General features: G+C 60.3%; 15 protein-coding genes and 1 pseudogene. 2 read left to right on the plus strand and 14 right to left on the minus strand.

Features of this window, described 5'->3' with window-relative positions; translation table 11 throughout:
- Nucleotides 1-622: 622 nt before the first annotated feature.
- The 4 genes and pseudogenes from EOS_RS18735 to EOS_RS18755 all read right to left on the minus strand — a co-directional run.
- A complete protein-coding gene (locus EOS_RS18735; protein WP_047848177.1) occupies nucleotides 623-1,477 on the minus strand; it encodes an ABC transporter permease in 855 nt (284 codons plus the stop codon).
- Nucleotides 1,478-1,493: 16 nt separating this feature from the next.
- Nucleotides 1,494-2,291, minus strand: a complete 798-nt coding sequence (locus EOS_RS18740) for an ABC transporter ATP-binding protein (protein ID WP_047848178.1) — start codon at nucleotides 2,289-2,291, stop codon at nucleotides 1,494-1,496.
- Between the two features lie 38 nt (nucleotides 2,292-2,329).
- Nucleotides 2,330-3,367 carry an ABC transporter substrate-binding protein gene (locus EOS_RS18745; RefSeq protein WP_047848179.1) on the minus strand — a complete coding sequence of 346 codons (1,038 nt, stop codon included), beginning with the start codon at nucleotides 3,365-3,367 and terminating at the stop codon, nucleotides 2,330-2,332.
- 723 nt (nucleotides 3,368-4,090) lie between these two features.
- Nucleotides 4,091-4,488 (minus strand): annotated as a pseudogene (locus EOS_RS18755) (transposase); the annotation flags it as partial.
- A 378-nt stretch (nucleotides 4,489-4,866) separates the two neighbouring features.
- On the opposite strand from EOS_RS18755, the gene EOS_RS18760 reads away from it, so the two are divergent.
- Together EOS_RS18760 and EOS_RS18765 are read left to right on the plus strand one after the other, a co-directional pair.
- Nucleotides 4,867-5,910, plus strand: coding sequence for a rod shape-determining protein (locus EOS_RS18760; RefSeq protein WP_047848182.1), 1,044 nt, complete (start codon nucleotides 4,867-4,869; stop codon nucleotides 5,908-5,910).
- 177 nt (nucleotides 5,911-6,087) lie between these two features.
- Nucleotides 6,088-6,717, plus strand: coding sequence for a LysE family translocator (locus EOS_RS18765; RefSeq protein WP_047848183.1), 630 nt, complete (start codon nucleotides 6,088-6,090; stop codon nucleotides 6,715-6,717).
- Between the two features lie 44 nt (nucleotides 6,718-6,761).
- On the opposite strand, the gene EOS_RS18770 is transcribed toward EOS_RS18765, so the two are convergent.
- The 10 genes from EOS_RS18770 to EOS_RS18815 form a co-directional block, all read right to left on the minus strand.
- Entirely contained in the window at nucleotides 6,762-7,487 is a 726-nt protein-coding gene (locus EOS_RS18770; RefSeq protein ID WP_047848184.1) for a P-loop NTPase family protein, read from the minus strand.
- 15 nt (nucleotides 7,488-7,502) lie between these two features.
- A complete protein-coding gene (locus tag EOS_RS18775) occupies nucleotides 7,503-8,540 on the minus strand; it encodes a serine endopeptidase (protein ID WP_047848185.1) in 1,038 nt (345 codons plus the stop codon).
- A gap of 278 nt (nucleotides 8,541-8,818) precedes the next feature.
- Nucleotides 8,819-9,238: a helix-turn-helix domain-containing protein gene (locus EOS_RS18780; RefSeq protein WP_047848186.1), complete on the minus strand. Its 420-nt coding sequence runs from the start codon at nucleotides 9,236-9,238 to the stop codon at nucleotides 8,819-8,821.
- Nucleotides 9,235-10,425, minus strand: coding sequence for an NAD(P)/FAD-dependent oxidoreductase (locus EOS_RS18785; RefSeq protein WP_047848187.1), 1,191 nt, complete (start codon nucleotides 10,423-10,425; stop codon nucleotides 9,235-9,237). Before EOS_RS18785 ends, EOS_RS18780 begins: the two co-directional genes overlap by 4 nt.
- The gene (locus EOS_RS18790; protein WP_047848188.1) at nucleotides 10,422-11,798 is read right to left on the minus strand and encodes an FAD/NAD(P)-dependent oxidoreductase; all 1,377 of its coding nucleotides are present in this window, start codon (nucleotides 11,796-11,798) and stop codon (nucleotides 10,422-10,424) included. The genes EOS_RS18785 and EOS_RS18790 overlap by 4 nt, the downstream gene beginning before the upstream one ends.
- A complete protein-coding gene (locus EOS_RS18795) occupies nucleotides 11,783-12,097 on the minus strand; it encodes a (2Fe-2S)-binding protein (protein ID WP_047848189.1) in 315 nt (104 codons plus the stop codon). Before EOS_RS18795 ends, EOS_RS18790 begins: the two co-directional genes overlap by 16 nt.
- Nucleotides 12,094-13,935, minus strand: coding sequence for an ABC transporter ATP-binding protein (locus EOS_RS18800; protein ID WP_047848190.1), 1,842 nt, complete (start codon nucleotides 13,933-13,935; stop codon nucleotides 12,094-12,096). The genes EOS_RS18795 and EOS_RS18800 overlap by 4 nt, the downstream gene beginning before the upstream one ends.
- Nucleotides 13,932-14,888 (minus strand): ABC transporter permease, encoded by a 957-nt coding sequence (locus EOS_RS18805; protein WP_082163422.1) that lies wholly within the window; start codon nucleotides 14,886-14,888, stop codon nucleotides 13,932-13,934. The genes EOS_RS18800 and EOS_RS18805 overlap by 4 nt, the downstream gene beginning before the upstream one ends.
- The gene (locus tag EOS_RS18810; protein WP_047848191.1) at nucleotides 14,885-15,841 is read right to left on the minus strand and encodes an ABC transporter permease; all 957 of its coding nucleotides are present in this window, start codon (nucleotides 15,839-15,841) and stop codon (nucleotides 14,885-14,887) included. Before EOS_RS18810 ends, EOS_RS18805 begins: the two co-directional genes overlap by 4 nt.
- A 97-nt stretch (nucleotides 15,842-15,938) precedes the next feature.
- Nucleotides 15,939-17,415, minus strand: a 1,477-nt coding sequence (locus tag EOS_RS18815; protein WP_047848192.1) for an ABC transporter substrate-binding protein, incomplete at its 5' end; no start/stop codon positions are given.

Genomic DNA, 17,415 nt, shown 5'->3' on the forward strand with positions numbered 1-17,415 from the left:
GGCCATAAAGCTGGACACTCGACTGAGCGTACGCGCTTCCGGCTATCAGGGTGCCTGCGCTCGCTGCCAATAACATAGTGGTCTTTTTCACGACGTTCTCCTCATGACTTCATGTTGGAATAGGTTCTTATGATTCGTTCAATACCGAACGAAGCTTAACTACCCCAATCCTTCGTCAATCTTTCATGAGTTCCGGAAATACGTTGGTGAAAGTACCAATTACCTCTTGTTATGGAGCACGAATAATATAAGCGAGTCCACGTAAATTCGGGACATGTCCTGCCGGAATGCCGGGCTGCTTGTGCTGCCGGCGAATATAGATGTTGAGAGCGTCGAGACCAGGATCGTCGCCAATCGCGGAATACACATTCCACCCACGTTTCCTTCAGCACGGCGCTTCCCCGCGAAAGAATCAAGTCTGCAAATCTACTTGATCCACGCGGGCGCCCACGCCCACCGCAATTGGTTAGGCATGCTGTCATAAGCGCTTCGAAGCCAACAACGACGTGACTTCGGAGACGCTGACGAACCCCACCGGTAGCAGTAAAACAACTACAACCGCATCGGTAGGCCGCCCTGCATCACCGGAGTCATGTTACTCAGGTAACAACTAATCTAACTGTCAGAATGCCGCGGGTTTCCATTTAAGAAGACGCCGCTCCAGACTTGTCAGGAGGTAATCAGCGGCAAGCGCAACCACGGCAAGCACGATCATTGCAGCGAACACTCCGCTTGCGTTGAATGCCCCTTGCGCGGTTGAAATCAGCAAGCCAATACCCTGCTTCGAGCCGAGAAACTCCCCGACTACTGCACCAACCAGCGCGAACCCGAAGCTCACGTGCAAGCTTGCAAGAATCCAGCTGAGCGCAGACGGTATCACGACGGTCATAGTTACCTGATGCTTGGACGCCCCCAGGATTTGCGCGTTGGCGATCATGTACCGGTCGGCCTCGCGAACACCCTGGAACGCGTTACCGAACACAACGAAGAACACCATAACTACGGCTAGCGCAACCTTCGACGCCATCCCGAGACCCAGCGCGATCACGAACACCGAGCCGAGCACAACGCGCGGGATCGAGTTGGCGATCTGAATATAGAGGCTGAAAACATCCGACAACAGTTTGTTGCGCCCCAGCGCAATGCCGCAGACAATGCCCCCTGCCGCACCAATCAGAAAGCCGAGAACGGTTTCTTCGAGCGTCACGAGAACCTGCATCCAGAGCGGTCCTTGCGACGTGCCGTTAGTGAACCATTCGACCAACTGCAGATAGATCAGCGACGGCATCGAAAAGAAGAAAGAATCGATCCATTTCAGACGCGCCGACATTTCCCATCCGCCGAGCACGAATACAAGCACGGCAATACGTAGAGAAATGATCGTCCATTTGCGTATGCGAATGCGCCGCTGCGCGATCTGTTCGTCTTGGGCGAGTGAAGCTGCATCGATTTGTCGCGGGAGGGCGGTGTCCTTCATTTTCATGGTTCCGTAGTTAGCCAATTTGCACCTCTTCGCGCAGGTCTCGCCAGATATCGCGCGAGATTTCTATAAAGCGCGGCTCATATCGGACTTCCGATGTCACGCGGGGACGGGGCAAGTCGATCTCGTACACCCGCTTGAGCGTCGCCGGCCGTGCGCTGAGCACGAACACACGATCCGCAAGCGCGATCGCCTCTTCCAGATCGTGGGTGACGAACACAACGGAACCCGCATTGCCCGACCACAACTGCAGGAGCTCATCCTGCATCAGCGTGCGCGTTTGCATGTCGAGCGCGGAAAACGGCTCGTCCATCAAGAGAATCTCGGGATTGTTGATGAACGTCTGGGCGAGCGCCACACGCTTTCGCATGCCACCGGACAACTGGTGCGGATAGTGCTTCGCGAACTTTTCGAGGCCGACGCGGCGAATCCAGTCATGAGCCAATTCGTGCGCCGCCGCCTTCGAACGCCCCCGGTATATTGGACCGGCCGCGACGTTATCGAGTACCGAGCGCCACGGGAACACGGCATCCGCCTGAAACACAAATCCAATGCGTGGATCGATACCGTCCACCAGGTTCCCCATCACACGAACCTCGCCCGTCGTCGGCTTGAGCAACCCGGTGATCATGCTGAGCGTGGTCGACTTGCCGCAACCGGTCGGCCCGACAATGGCCACGAACTCGCCCCTTGCAACCGACATATTGAATTCGCGCAAGGCAACGGTTGCGTGGCCATCGGGAGATATAAAGCGGCATGACACATTGCGAAACTCGATCGCGGGCCCGCTTTGAGCGGTGACTTGATTCATTGGGTGCCTTTTGTTGAGATGCGAGGTGCGAGTTGCGCTTACTTCACCTGGCTGACGAACTGATTCGTGAACGTACGCGACAGGTCGATATGCTTGTCTTTCACCGACGGATTAAACCCGGCGAGTACCTTCAGCACGGTGTCAGGACCGTCGGCCGGCATCTTGCCGTCGGCGGTGTACATCGGCAGAGAGGCTTTCAACGCGCTCACGTAGAGTGCTTTGTCACTGCCGTAGTAGTCCTTCGGCATCTGTGCTGCAATTTCGTCGGCCGTGTGCGTATGCAGGTACTGCAGCGTGTGAACAAAGGCCCGGGCAAGCTTTTGCGCCGCATCCTTGTGGGTATCGAGCCATGCGCTCTGAACGTAGAGACTCGAGGCAGGATAGGTCCCGCCGAGCGCCTCGCGCGTGCCTTCGAGACTGCGCATATCGACCAGCACCTTCGCGTCGCCGGATTTCAGCAGTTGCGACACAGTCGGCTCAGTCGTCATACCAGCGTCAATCCGGTTCTGCTTGATCGCCGCGATGAAACTGTTATCCGCGCCAACAGGCAGCACCGTGTACTCAGAGTTCGGTATGCCTTTCAGATGCGCCAGGTACTGCGTGAGAAAGTTTGTGGACGAACCCAGGCCGGTTACGCCCAGTGTCTTGCCCTTCACATCGGCCATGCTCTTGATCGTGTCTGCCTGCTTGGAGGCAACCATTTCCACTTCACCCGGCACTTGGCCGAATACCACAATCGCTTTGACTTCCTTGCCCTTCGCCTGCAAGTCGATGGAGTGATCATAGAAACCGACCACCGCTTGCACGGCGCCAGCGAGCAGTTCGTTTTCCGCGTCCACCCCGGCAGGCTGCGATAGCAGTTCGACATCAAGGCCTTCCGCCTTGAAGTATCCGAGTTGTTCGGTAAGACGCGCCGGCAGGTAGATGAGCTTGGTGATCCCCCCCACCATGATGGTGACCTTCTCGGGGTCCGCTGCGTGCGCCGCTTGCGTAAGCGCGCAAAATGAGCCAAACGCCAGAATCGACGAGAATGCGTATTTGCCCAGACGATTGAATTTTCGTGAAGCGTAGGTCATTTTTTTGTCTCCGTTAAACCCGGCAAGCCGGGCTGGCGTCAATAGATTTAAACGCCTTGCTAATCGCCGAAGAAATTCTACGGTTCGCTATCCTTCGCCAACCTTTCACGGCGGAAGGTTTCCCCCTGGATACGGGTTTGTCCTATGGGCCGCAGAGCTTGCCCTCTTGTGCTCCCGGTTGCGGAATCTGAGACGTAAGCGGTGTTTGCGAAAGACATCCGGCAAGAATTCCGGGCTCTTTCCGGCTAGCAAGAGGTGTGATAGAAATACAGATGTGCTTTTACGTATCCGAGCACGAGGGGGTCTGTGATGAAATCGCAGAAATTGCTGCTGCTTGCTTTCACGGTCATTGCTACGGCTTCGTGCGCGTCGACAACGCCCGATTCGTACACAACGGATGTCCGGCTGAAAGACGGAAAGGCAGTTCGGTGCGAGGTCAATGAAGCAGCCAGTTCTCAGCCCACGGGGACTCCGCCGCTGACCGTGCGTGAGCGAAACGAAGCGGAAGTCCTCGCGACCCAACCGTTGCGCCTGCTGTCAGGGCCCTGGTCTCCTTATCCAGATCCTGATACCGCACCGAAGCTTCGCTGCTACGAAGTCCCGGCTTAATGCCGTCGGCTCGTTATTTACGAGCTCGCTTCGATAACTGTATCGGATATCTAATTAATATTATCGCGTCCGAAAAACACCGGCGTTTCGGCTGGTCCTTAGCGGTTGCTTGGGGTGTTTTCTGACGATCTTGCGCTGACCCGTAGAACGCCGGCCGGCTTGCTTCCCGCCAGTACATCCCGAATCGACAAACTGTCCGCAATGGCACGTGCCTCGTTGAATTGGCCACGACGACGCAGCTCGGCCAGGAGGGTTTCGCGAATAGATGGCCAGATTCCGGCCTCTTGCCATGAGATCAGTCGTCGCCAGCAGACAGCGCCCGACCCGTAGCCCATTTCTTGCGGCAGCAGGTTCCAGGGAATACCCGATCGCAGCACGAACACAATGCCGGTGAGCACGGCCCGATCCGGCGTTGGCTTGCGACCCACATGCCGGCGGTCTTGCGATGCGCATGTAGAAAGCAAGGGTTCAATGAGCGACCAGAATTCGTCGTCTATGAGATCGTCAGGCATCGCTTCCCTGTCGCGTTCAAGCTGACTTTGAGTCGTGGCTTATCACCCGGCACAAGCCAACTACGTCTTGCACATCGAATGAGATCGCCTGCATTAATGGAGCATTAAGTCTGCTGTCGAACAGGACTTTGCCGCAGCCCACTTAGCCGAAGCTTAGGGACAATAGGGTCCGTGAAAACGCAAATGGCGCTATGACGAATACTGTTTTGCGGCTGCGGTAAGCCGTTGTAATGTGCTCTGGCATTTGCGGTTTCATGCGAGCCCGCGGGATGGCCGCGTCCCCGCCGTTAGGAAACTGTTATTCTTTCCTTTCCCGACCGCGTCTTGGTCGTACGTGGCGATGCCAAGCGCCTGGCATCAAGCAAGACAGGATTTTGAATGTTCGGTTTTCTGCGCAGCTACTTTTCAAACGATCTGGCGATTGATCTCGGCACCTCAAATACACTGATCTATATGCGCGGCAAGGGTATCGTCCTCGACGAACCCTCAGTCGTGTCGATTCGTCAGGAAGGTGGCCCCAATGGCAAAAAAACCATTCTGGCAGTGGGTAAGGAAGCCAAGCAAATGCTCGGCAAGGTACCGGGCAACATTGAAGCCATCCGCCCGATGAAGGACGGTGTGATCGCCGACTTCAGCATCACCGAGCAGATGATCAAGCACTTCATCCGGATGGCGCACGAAGCGCGCATGTTTGCGCCATCGCCGCGCATTGTTGTCTGCGTGCCGTGCGGGTCCACCCAGGTCGAACGACGTGCAATCAAGGAAGCCGCGCATAGCGCCGGTGCGTCACAGGTCTACCTGATCGAAGAACCAATGGCCGCCGCGACCGGTGCCGGCCTGCCCGTGTCCGAGGCGACCGGCTCGATGGTGGTCGATATCGGCGGCGGCACCACCGAAGTGGGCGTGATTTCACTCGGCGGCATTGTGTACAAGGGTTCCGTGCGCGTCGGCGGCGACAAGTTCGACGACGCGATCGTCAACTATATCCGTCGCAACTACGGCATGCTGATCGGTGAACAGACCGCCGAAGCGATCAAGAAGCAAATTGGCTCCGCGTTCCCGGGCTCCGAAGTCCTGGAGATGGAAGTGAGGGGCCGCAACATGTCCGAAGGCATACCGCGCAGCTTCACGGTCTCGAGCAATGAAATCCTCGAAGCCCTCTCCGATCCGCTGAACCAGATCATATCGGCGGTCAAGATCGCGCTGGAACACACGCCGCCGGAACTCGGCGCCGACATCGCCGAGCGCGGCATCATGCTCGCGGGCGGTGGTGCGCTACTGCGTGATCTCGACCGCCTAATCGCCGAAGAAACCGGCCTGCCGGTGCTCGTTGCCGAAGCCCCGCTGACGTGTGTCGTGCGCGGCTCGGGCATGGCACTCGAACGCATGGACAAATTCGGCAGCGTTTTCTCCTACGATTAAGTGCGGCGGCGCAGTCGCTCTGATGGCGGCTGCTTGCCGGACTAAAACTGTTCCGTGAATCGAGAAACGTCGCATGCCACCGGTTGTGCTTTCGGAAAGCACGCGTTGACCCGGCACAAGCCCTTTAATCGATGGCACTATTAATCTATCTTTTAGAATATTCCAGCGAGCCTGAGAATGCCCCTTCATACCTGGTTTCTTTTTGCCATAGCGTACCTCGTCACTACAATATCCCCCGGGCCCAACGTCCTGCTCGTAATCCGCAATACCGTTCGATTTGGTAGCCGGGGCACGGCTGCCACCATCGCTGGGAACCTGCTGGCTCAGTTGATCGTCGTGGTGCTTGTGGCATTGGGCGTGGGTGCAGTGCTGGCAGCCATGCCGCCCTTGTTTCTTGGTATGAAGGCCGCGGGGGCCGTTTATCTTATGTACCTTGGCGTGAAGCAGTTGAGAAGGCGGACGCCTAAGGCAGCGGCCGTCGATACACTCTCCGCTCGCCCCCTGGACCAACGTAGAATTTTTCGCGAAGCGTTATTGGTTTCGGGAAGCAACCCCAAGACGCTGATTTTCCTTTCTGCGTTCATGCCGCAGTTCATCACACATGACCAACCGCTGCCGGCGCAATTCATCGTGATGTATCTGACCGTGGCAGGCACCGTGGCACTGGTTCACACCATCTATTCGTTCGGCGTTCGCCGCATTCACAATGGGCTTGGTACTAACCGGTGGGTGGATGCGGTCAAGCGTTGCAGCGGCCTGGTATTTGTCGGTCTGGGTATCAAACTTTTGACGACCCGGCAGGCTTGACGATCCGACGCGAGCCGCAAGTACGGTTGACTAGCGGAGTGCGGTCATACCCTTGCGGGCAAGCCCAGCGCCTTTAGAACTCGCCGGTGATAAGTGGGCCAGTCCCGCCCCGAGTTCTCGATCATCAGCTTGTCAAAGGGAAGTCTTTCGAACAGTTGGTCCGTCATTCGCCGGTAGTCTCGATACAGGTCGATCAGACCTTCAAGCCCTGCAAACTTCCGACGCACGCTGTAGGGTGCCGCAAGCTTCCAGTTGACCTGGTACGCCACCCATTCGTCGCCGCGCTCTGCGCAAACCAGTCGAATGGCTTCTTCGACGTCCTCCTGTCGAAAGTAGACAACCAGGGGGTTGAGCGGAGCAATGGCTGTCGCGAGTGTCTGCATATAGCGCTCGATGGTGCTCGCGTCCGCTTCCATCAAAAACACGTGAGTCAGGTCACCGTGAAACAACTGACCGTCCATGACCGGCACTACGTCGCCGGCCTGCATGGTTTCGACGAATGCAGCCCACCTCGCGACGCTTCGCTGAGCAAGGTGTTCGGGCGTTGCGTCGAGCCATGGCTGGAACCAGTGTTCAAGCTCGTCGGTCGCGCGCACCGGATGCGGGTCGGTTCTTTCGTGGATGGGCAACGCCCGCCGATTCGCTTCCTGCAAGCTCTTCGCAATGAAACGCATGGTAGTCGACTTGCCGGAGCCCATGATGCCCTCGACGATCACAAGCCGATGGCGAACGGGGTCTTCAGGACCGCCTGGCGGAAGGGAGCACACCATGTTTGTACTCGCTGGTTAACTTGCAACAGCCTCTTTCCCACACGAAGGACAGTAGTGTGCAAACGCATTCTTTCGCGTTTGACAAAAAGCGCATGCGTCGAACAGGCTGATCCCGCAGTGCATGCAGAAGTCGAGTTTCGGATTACTCAGGTCGGCCTTGCGTTCGCATCCTGGGCAGATGCCCTTTGCAAAGCGGCTTTGGGCAACGTCATAACTCAACGCCTGGCGACGTTGATCATCGGGCAGCGTCTCAGCGGATTTCTGGTTTTGCAGATAGCGCTGCAAGCCATTGATGGAATAGCGCCCGACCAGAATCGTCACGATCACGCCCACGATGTACCGGACATAACCGCCATAGTCAGGAAGGTACGGAACCAGTTCGACGAAAAACGCAAACAGCGCAAAAAATATAAAGCCCCAGACAAAAGGCCAATACCGGTTCTTGCGATGCTTGGCAAACAGCCATCCGCCAATCACAAGCAAGGGCAAGGTGATCGCCAGCCGGATGAGGAAATTCTTCATGTCGATGCCGCGCTGGAGCGCATCGAGTTTCCCTTCAGCCTGGGTACGAAGCGCCGCTTCAGCCGTTCGTCCCTTCACCAGCGCTTGCCGATTCTGTGCGTTGCTCTGCTGTATCTGGTCGAGGGCCTTTTGAGCGCTACGGATGTTGTCATTGAGCGTTTCCAACGAGCGGGTACGACTGACGAGTTCCTTGTTCTGATCGGCCTGCTCTGTCGCCGTGCGGGTGGCGAGCCAGTTCGAAAACGTTTCGTGCGCGCTCGTGTATTCCGCCGTGGCGGCTTGCAGTTTGAGCCGCGCGGACTCCTCCGCTAACTCGCCGTCGCGCACGTTGCTTTGCGCTTGCTGAAGCGATGTTTGTATCGCGGCGCTTGCTGTCGGATCGATCAACGATTCCAACGTAGGTGGAGCTTCAACGCCGGGCAGATTCCCCACAACGAGCCCGCCCAGGCCGATCAGGAACCCCGCAAAGGCGAAAGAGATCAACCACAACGCACGGTGAAACCATTTCTCTGACACTCGCATAGGTTGCATCGATCAATCCCCGTATTGAAGTTGCCGCATAGCGGACCACCAGGACGCGCCGCCACGTCTCATCACGATGGCGATGAGGCGAGTCTATAAACCAAAGGCTTTAATCTGCGGAATGATAACGTAAGCGTCCTGGAAGGATGCGCTTCGGGATGGGATGTAGATTGGCAACCGACTCGAAGGCTCGCTGCTTCGCGGCCGAACGAAGCAACCAGGCAACTCAATCGTTTAACGCGATGCTCGCGTTAAACCGTCTTTCTTCAAGCTTTCTGTTTATTCTTCTAAGCCGTTTCCCGACACAACGTTCGCTGTTCCGCAGGTTCAGTCCCGTTCGACCCGCCGCGCAACAACCCCGCACTCCCCTGCGACAGACATCTCGCGCGAGCTCGCTCCAAATACATGCTCGGCGTCATCCCGCAGAAGCGCTTGAAATGCCGCGCGAAATGGCTTTGGTCAAAGAAGCCGACTTCAGCCGCGACCACCGACCCTGGCACGCCCGCAAGCAACAAAGCCTGTGCGCGCTGGATCCGCAGCCCGCATAAATACCGGTACGGCGACGAACCAAATTGCTGCCGGAACGCGGTAGCAAACCGCGACACACTAAGCGCCGACAACTCGGCTAGTTGCGCAAGCGTCACAGGTTCATCGAAGTGAGCTTCGATGAACGCGCGTGCTTCGGTCAGCGGCATGGACTGTTTCATGATGTCGCCGCCACGTGTTGAACCAGCGGTGACGACCCAAACGCCGCAAACCGGCTGACCGAAAACGCATCGAGTGGAATCGGCGTGCTGCCGGTATCGATCAGCTCGGCCAGCGTCTCGCCCACGCCCGGACCAATCTGGAATCCCGAGCCGCAGAAACCGAATGCATAGAACACGCCGTCGGTTGTCGAACTGCGGCCGATTACCGGCTCGCCGTCCGGCAGATATCCTTCCACGCCACTCCAGACCCGGATCACGTGCAGCGGCGCCATCGAAGGAACCAGGCGGCGGAGTTGCGCAACCTGACGCACGGTGTTGATGGGAAGCACGGACGCGCGTTTAGTGAGCGCATCGGCGGGACCGGGCGGACCGCCGCCCACGATGATGTTGCCGCGCGGGATCTGACGGAAGTAGATGCTTTCCTGCTTGATCGATGTGAAGACGCCCATCGACGACTTGAAGACATACGGCACTGGTTCAGTGACAGCCATTTGCGGTCCACTTGCACGCAGTGGCACCGGCTCACCGAACTGCTCGGTCAGCTGACTTGCCCACGCGCCCGCGCAGACCACAAGCCGTGCCGCCCGATACACCACGCCCGCCGCACTCTCCACGCGAAAGCCGTCGCCGTCCTTCTCCACATGCACGATCTCCGTGTTCTCTACCACCTGCGCGCCGAGACGCGCAGCCGCCCGGCCGAAGGCCGGCGCGGCGAGGCGCGGATTCGCGTGGCCGTCGAGTGGGGAGATGGAGGCGGCCAGCACTTCACGGCCGAGGAAGGGGAAACGTTCGAACATCGCCTTGCCGTGCAGCACTTCCAGGTCGAGGCCATACGCACGCGCATCGACGGCATAGCGGTCGAAGGTCTCCACGTCGTGCGCGTGATAGCACACCCGTGTATGGCCCGACGGCAGGAATTCGATGTCCTCGCCCAGCAGTTCCTTCGAGTGCTGCCACGTGTTCAACGCACGGTTCGCCATCGCGAGCTGCGGCAACGCACGGCCTTGCCGGCGGATGCCGCCGAAGTTGACGCCACTGGCTTGGCTACCGGTCAGGCCACGCTCGAGCAGGATCACCGAGCAAGCAGGGTTGCGGCGGCGCAGAAAGAACGCGGTAGTCGTGCCCATGATGCCGCCGCCGATCACGATCACATCGGCTCGACGATCGGCTTGTTGTGACACCGTCATTCGCTGGCCTCCTCTTGCGCTACAAGCGTCACCGGCAACGGCTTGACGGGTGCTTGTCCACGCAGCCGCCCGACGGAAGCCAGCGGCACGGATGCCGCCGCCGCGATCACCTCAGCGCCCGCGTGAGCACAAAAACGTCCCTGGCATCGACCCATGCCGACGCGAGAAAACGCCTTCGCACGATTCGCTTCCTGCGCGCCGGTCTCGCGTACGACACGGCGTAACTCGCCCGCCGTAATTGCTTCGCAACGGCACACGATGGTCTCGTCCGGCAGCATGCTCGCGAACCGGGCGGGCCACGGAAAGGCGGCGCGCAAGCCGGCCGCGAAGCGGCTGAAGACCTGCAGTTGTTCACGCAAGGCGGCGAGACCTTCAACCTTCAAACCACTATCCTGCATCGCGGCGAGTGCGGCGAGACGACCCGAACGCTCAGCGGCATCGGCGCCACGGATACGCGCGCCGTCACCGGCCAGATAGATCCCCTTGACGCTGCTGCGGCCGTCTTCATCGATTGCAGGAAGCCATTGCTGCGTGGCTTCATCGAAGGAAAATTCGCAGCCGGCGAGGTCGGCAAGCTGCGTCTCCGGACGCAAGTGATAACCGAGCGCAACCGCATCGCAGGCCACCTTGAACGGCATGCCACTTTGCAGTGCGACGTCTACGTGGCTCACGCCATGAGCAGGCGATCCGCCGATTTCAAGCGGCCGTACGCCGCGATACACCCGTACCCGCGCTTTCCTGAGTACGCTCATCAACGCGATGCCTTTTTTCAGCGCGGCGGGAATGGCGAGCAGCTTCGGCAGCGCAGTGAGCCGTTGCAAAAGCGTGGAGGTATCGAAGACGGCGGACACTGCCGCGCCCGCTTTCACGTACTGCGCCGCCACGAGATAAAGCAGCGGCCCGGTGCCCATCAGCACGACCCGCGAGCCGATCGAGCAACCCTGCGACTTCAGCGCGACTTGCGCGCCGCCCAGGCTATACGTGCCGGCGTAATGCCAGCCCTTTACCGGCATTAACCGGTCCGTCGCGCCGCTGCAAATGATCAGCGCATCGAATTCCAGCGTCCGGTAAGACGCGCCGCTGACAAGATGCACGGCGTTCGTCGAGATGTTCCAGACGAGCGTCTCGGGCAAGTAATCAATGCGACCCCTGAGCGCATCGAAGCTCTCATGCAGCGCGGCCGCTCGCGCACTCTCCGTGCCGTAGAGCGTGTCGTAGGAGCGCGTGAACCCTTCCGGCTGCCGTCGATAAATCTGCCCACCATCCCTTCGCCCTTCATCGATCACGGTCGGCCGCAGACCCACTTCGACCAGCGCCTCGGCGGCTCGGACGCCCGCAGGCCCGGTGCCGATCACAATCACGCGCGCGGCCATACGCCCTCCCCGGCTGTAGACAGTTGCGTGATGATCGACATGCCCGCTACCACCGGCGTCGTACACGCACGCAGCCGTTCGCCATCGGAGGTCCAGACCCAGCAGTCCTGGCATGCGCCCATCAGGCAGAAACCGGCGCGCCGGCCATCGCCGAATTCAGAGTCCCGCAAGGTCCTCGTGCTAGTCAGCAACGCGACCATCAGCGTGTCGCCTTCCGCAGCCTGTCGCGCCACACCATCCACGGTAATGACTATCGCCCGGCGCTCCGTTTCTGCCAGCCGCACGAACCGTCCGCTCATGCTTCAATCGCCTCGATGGTCTGCAGCCGGCTCAGTTCGGCCGTCGAATGATGGCAAAGAATTTCCGCCCCCGAGGGCAGCTTCTTCATGGAGGGCGGCGTGGCGTTGCACTTGCCGTCGATACGAACCGGACAGCGCGCCCTGAAGCTGCACAGTTCGGCGATGTCGGCACTCTCCCCCATCTGCGGCAACGCGGCGCTGCCGATCATGCGGCGGGCATCGAGCCAGCCCGGCTTTAGCGCCGGCACGGAGTCCACCAGCAAGCCCGTGTACGGGTGATACGGCGGCGCCGCGAGCACGTCGCGCTCGCCCGCCTCCACGCGATGTCCCGCGTACAGCACGATCACTTCATCGCAGATCGAACGCACGGTGGAGATGTCGTGGCTGATAAACATGTACGAGACGCCCAACTCGCGGCGTAGTTCAGCCAGCAAGTCGAGGATCGCGGCGCCGACCACCGTGTCGAGCGCGGACGTGACTTCGTCGCAGAGGATCAATGCGGGATCGGCGGCGAGTGCGCGCGCCAGGTTCACGCGTTGCTTCTGGCCGCCCGACAAACCGCCCGGCGTGCGCTCGGCAATCGATGCAGGCAGCTTGACGAGGTCGAGCAGTTCCAGCGTCCGCTTGCGCGCCGCCGCCCCGCGCAAATGATGATAAAAAGCGAGTGGCCGGCTGAGGATGTCGGCGATGGAATGGCTCGGGTTCAACGCCGTATCGGCGTTCTGGAACACGATCTGGATCTGCCGGTATTGCTCAGGAGTACGGCGCGACAATTGGGCAGGCAGCGGTTTGCCATCGAAGAAAACTTCGCCGCGCGACCGATCGACCAGACCCGCCACCACGCGCGCCAGCGTCGTCTTGCCCGAGCCCGATTCGCCGATCACACCCAACGTGCTGCCCCGGGCAATCGAAAGGCTTACGTCGTCGAGCACACGCACGGCCGGTGCGCCGTATCGGTCGATACGGCCATAACCTGCTGCCAAGCCGCGTATCTCGAGCAAGGGGCGCGCGAGTTTCTGCGCATTCGTCTGCACCGACAGCACCGGTTCCGGCCGGCGCGTGGCAGCCAGCAATTGCTGCGTGTAGGCATCGACAGGGGCATCGAGCACTTGCGCCACCAAGCCGTTCTCTTTCACCCGGCCGCCGTTCAACACGACGATCCGGTCCGCCATTTGCGCCACGACCGCGAGATCGTGCGACACGTAGATGGCCGTGGTGCCCAGCTCGCGGATCACCTTCTTGAATGCCGCGAGCACTTCGATCTGCGTGGTCACATCGAGCGCTGTCGTCGGCTCGTCGAACACCACCACCGCTGGATCCGTAATCAGCGCCATCGCCGCCATCAAGCGCTGCAACTGCCCGCCTGAGACCTGATGCGGATAGCGCTCGCCGATCTTCTCCGCGTCCGGCAATGCGAGCGCGCGAAACAACTCGATCGCTTTGCGACGCGCTGCATCGCGTGTCATCAGGCGATGCAGCAACGCGGGTTCCGTCACCTGGTCGATGATCGTGCGCGCCGGGTTGAACCCCGCCGACGCGCTCTGCGCCACGTACGCCACCGTACGCGCACGAAGCGCCCGGCGGCCGTTCTGGTCGAGCTCGAGCACCTCGGTCTCGCCGATACGCACCGATCCGCCGCTAATGGAACACCCCTGCCGCGCATACCCCAGCAGCGCCAGCGCGATGGTCGTCTTGCCCGATCCGGACTCGCCGATCAACGCAAGCACCTCGCCCTTCTTCACCGAAAAATCGACGCCCTTGACAATCTCGGTCACGGGGTCGGGCGCCGTGCCCGCCACTACTCGCAAGCCCTTCACCTGGATCATGTCGATGCTCATTGCGCCGCTCCTTGCCCGCGGCCGCCACGGCGGCGCAGGTTATCGATCAGCAGATTCACGCCGATGGTCAGCGTCGCGATCGCGATAGCCGGCATCAACACTGCCAGTGCCCCTTCCGCCAGCCCGCCGATGTTCTCGCGCACCAGCGAGCCCCAGTCGGCATTAGGCGGCTGCACGCCGAGGCCAAGGAAACTCAGGCCGCTAAGCAGCAACACAATGAACACAAATCGCAGGCCGAAGTCGGCGAGCATCGGATGGATCATGTTCGGCAGCACTTCCACGCGTGCGATGTAGAACAGCCGTTCCCCTCGAGCCCGCGCAACCTGCACATATTCGAGCGTCATCAGGTTGACCGCGAGCGAGCGCGAGATGCGGAACGCACCGGGAATGTAGGCGAGCGCGGCGACGCCGGTCAGCATGGGGATGGACGAACCGAACGCGGCGATTACGACCAGCGCGAGCACCTTGCTCGGAATGGAGATCAGCGCATCGAACAGGCGGCTCAGGCTTTCATCGACCCAGCGGCCCGACACGGCGGCAACCAGTCCGAAGAACGTACCGATCAGGCTCGCCAGCAACGCAGCCGCGAGGGCCAGTCCGACCGTGTAACGCGTGCCGTAGAGAATCCGGCTCAGCATGTCGCGGCCGAGATAGTCGGTGCCGAGCGGGAACGCGTGGCTGGAACCAGCGAACACATCCATGGACGAGAGCGCGCCGCTTTTGTAAGGCGCGATCCACGGACCGATAACCGCGATGGTCAGCCAGAACACGACCATCACGAGCCCGATCAGACCGAGGACGGAGAAGCGCCGGACCAGCCGCTTCAAGACGCCTGGTTTCGGGCCGGCAGCGTCAGGGGCCGGTACGGACGGTTCATTCACGATTTCGTCGCGGGCCACGTCGTAGAGCTCGGTGCCCGGATGAGGAATGGAGGAGTTGGCGGGTCGGTTCATCGTTGACGCAGCCTCGGGTTGGACACGATTTGAGCCAGATCGGCAATCAGCACGAGCAGCAGGTAAGCCGCGCAGAACACCATGACGCAGCCCTGCACGAGCGGCATGTCGCGGTTAGTGACGGCGTCGACCATGAGGCTCGCGAGGCCCGGATAATTGAAGATCGATTCGACGATCACCACACCGCCGAAGAGATACGACAGGCTCAGCGCCACCGCATTGGCGATCGGGCCGATGGTGTTCGGCAACACATGGCGCAACACGACGCGCATCGGCGAGGCGCCTTTCAGGATCGCCATCTCGACATACGATGCATTGAGCTGATCGAGCACGGCAGCGCGTGTCATGCGCGCCATTTGCGCAACGAGCACGCAGCACAGCGTCATGACGGGCATGGCGTAGATCCGCAGCAGGCCGCCGAACGACGACACCTCGGACAAATACGACAGCGCGGGCAGCCAGCGCAGCTTCACGGCGAACACGAGCACGGCGATGGTCGCGATCAGGAACTCCGGCACCGCGACCGTGGAGAGCGTCAGCACGTTGAGCACGCGATCGAGCAGCGAGCCTCGAAACATAGCCGACGAAATACCGATGAACAACGCGACCGGGACGGACACCAAGGCCGTCAGTCCGGCCAGCACGAGCGAGTTCGGCAAGCGCGTGGCGATCAGCTGACTGACCGGCAAACTATTCGACAACGACGTCCCGAAGTTGCCGGTGACAACCAGATACAGCCACTGGAAGTAACGCTGCAACGCCGGCTGGTCGAGCCCAAACTGATGTCTTAACGCCGCCACCGCTTCCGGCGTGGCTGCTTGCCCGAGCGCCTGCTGCGCGGCATCGCCGGGAAGCAGGCCGGTGATGCCAAACACCACCGCCGAGACAATCAGCAGCGTGAGCAGTGCGAGGCCCAGGCGAGCAGCGATAAGTCGTGACGCGTGTGCTTTCATGATTCGCCTCCGGGGTTGAAACCACACGCCCCGACCGGGCGGCGTGCTTTACTGCCTGATGCTCTGCGTACACCAGATACACCAGGTACACCAGGCTTCAGCTTTCCAGCCAGACATGCTCCGCGAACGCAAAGCCCATCAAACCAGCCAGCGGAATCGATCCCAGGCCCTTGAGCTTGCTCGTATGACCGTCGATCGAGCTCTGGAACATCGGAATGCCAATACCGCCCGTTTCATGCACCAGCACCTGCATATCGCCGTAGATCTGCTTGCGCTTGGCGTCGTCCGGTTCGCCGCGCGCCGCCACCAGCATCTGGTCGAACTTCGGGCTCTTCCAGTTCGCTTCGTTCCACGGTGCATCCGACTTGAAGAACTGCGTGAACAAAACGTCAGCGCTCGGACGCGCATTCACCGAGCCGAAACCAAGCGGATGTTTCATCCAGTGGTTCGACCAGTAACCGTCGGCCGGTACCCGCGTGACCTGCAGGTTCAGACCCGCTGCGGGCGCGGCCTGCTGCAACAGCATCGCCATTTCTACCGAACCCTCAGCCGCGGGCGACGCAAAAATCTGCACGGGCGTACTGCCCACTTTCGCCTTCTGGAAGTGGAACTTGGCTTTCTCCGGATCGTAGGCGCGTTGCGGAATGCCGTGCATGTAGTACTTGTTGGTCGGATCGATCGGCTGGTCGTTGGCGACCGTGCCGAAACCCTGGAACACGGCACGGCGAATCTGCTCGCGATCCATGAGATAGAACATACCTCGACGAAAATCGTCGTTGCCGGTAATACCGCCTTCGTCGCGAACAATCAGGTCGGTGTACTGGCCCGTCTTCGTTTCCAGCACCGTGAAACCCGGCGTGCCCTTGATGCGGCCAGTCGAGCGCGGGCTGACCGCGTTGATGAGTTGCACGTCGCCGGAAAGCAGCGCATTCACGCGGGCCGATTCGTCGCCGATACCGATCAGCTCGATCTCGTCCAGATGCGGCATGCCCGGTTTCCAGTACTTGTCGTTCTTCACGCCGACCGTCCGCACGCCCGGGGAGAAATCCTTGACCTTGAAAGGACCGGTGCCAATAGCGGTCTTGAAGTCGGTCGTGCCGTCCTTGATGATCAGGAAATGCGAGGTGGCCAGGATCACCGGCAAGTCGGCATTCGCGCCTTCCAGCGTGATGGTGACCTCGTTCGGACCCGTGGCTTTCACTTCCTTGAACTGGTCGGCAAGCGTCTTGGCCTTCGATGCCGTCGCCGGATCTTTGTGGCGCATCAACGAATAGACCACGTCGGCGGGCGCGAGGGATTTGCCATCGTGGAACTGGACACCGCTGCGCAGCTTCACGACCCACACCGTCGCATCTTTCGTTTCAAGCGACTCTGCCAAAGCCATCTTCGCGCCAAGATGCGAATCCAGTTCGGTCAGGCCGTTGTAAAACATGTTCGCCCGCACATAGTCCGTGCCGAGCGCGCCCTTCGCGGGGTCGAGCGTATCGGCGGCGGATGCGGACTGCGTCGCCACGCGAATCTTGCCGCCCTGCTTCGGCTTCTCCTGCGCGAACGCAGCGCCGCTCGCGCTCAGC

The sequence above is a fragment of the Caballeronia mineralivorans PML1(12) genome, assembly GCF_001028175.1.
Lineage (GTDB): Bacteria > Pseudomonadota > Gammaproteobacteria > Burkholderiales > Burkholderiaceae > Caballeronia > Caballeronia mineralivorans.

Coding starts and splice junctions, on each gene's coding strand:
- EOS_RS18800 (WP_047848190.1), bottom strand. CDS start 13,935: ATGAGCATCGACATGATCCAGGTGAAGGGCTTGCGAGTAGTGGCGGGC.
- EOS_RS18810 (WP_047848191.1), bottom strand. CDS start 15,841: ATGAAAGCACACGCGTCACGACTTATCGCTGCTCGCCTGGGCCTCGCA.
- EOS_RS18770 (WP_047848184.1), bottom strand. CDS start 7,487: ATGGTGTGCTCCCTTCCGCCAGGCGGTCCTGAAGACCCCGTTCGCCAT.
- EOS_RS18790 (WP_047848188.1), bottom strand. CDS start 11,798: ATGGCCGCGCGCGTGATTGTGATCGGCACCGGGCCTGCGGGCGTCCGA.
- EOS_RS18795 (WP_047848189.1), bottom strand. CDS start 12,097: ATGAGCGGACGGTTCGTGCGGCTGGCAGAAACGGAGCGCCGGGCGATA.
- EOS_RS18740 (WP_047848178.1), bottom strand. CDS start 2,291: ATGAATCAAGTCACCGCTCAAAGCGGGCCCGCGATCGAGTTTCGCAAT.
- EOS_RS18745 (WP_047848179.1), bottom strand. CDS start 3,367: ATGACCTACGCTTCACGAAAATTCAATCGTCTGGGCAAATACGCATTC.
- EOS_RS18760 (WP_047848182.1), top strand. CDS start 4,867: ATGTTCGGTTTTCTGCGCAGCTACTTTTCAAACGATCTGGCGATTGAT.
- EOS_RS18780 (WP_047848186.1), bottom strand. CDS start 9,238: ATGAAACAGTCCATGCCGCTGACCGAAGCACGCGCGTTCATCGAAGCT.
- EOS_RS18735 (WP_047848177.1), bottom strand. CDS start 1,477: ATGAAGGACACCGCCCTCCCGCGACAAATCGATGCAGCTTCACTCGCC.
- EOS_RS18765 (WP_047848183.1), top strand. CDS start 6,088: ATGCCCCTTCATACCTGGTTTCTTTTTGCCATAGCGTACCTCGTCACT.
- EOS_RS18805 (WP_082163422.1), bottom strand. CDS start 14,888: ATGAACCGACCCGCCAACTCCTCCATTCCTCATCCGGGCACCGAGCTC.
- EOS_RS18785 (WP_047848187.1), bottom strand. CDS start 10,425: ATGACGGTGTCACAACAAGCCGATCGTCGAGCCGATGTGATCGTGATC.
- EOS_RS18775 (WP_047848185.1), bottom strand. CDS start 8,540: ATGCAACCTATGCGAGTGTCAGAGAAATGGTTTCACCGTGCGTTGTGG.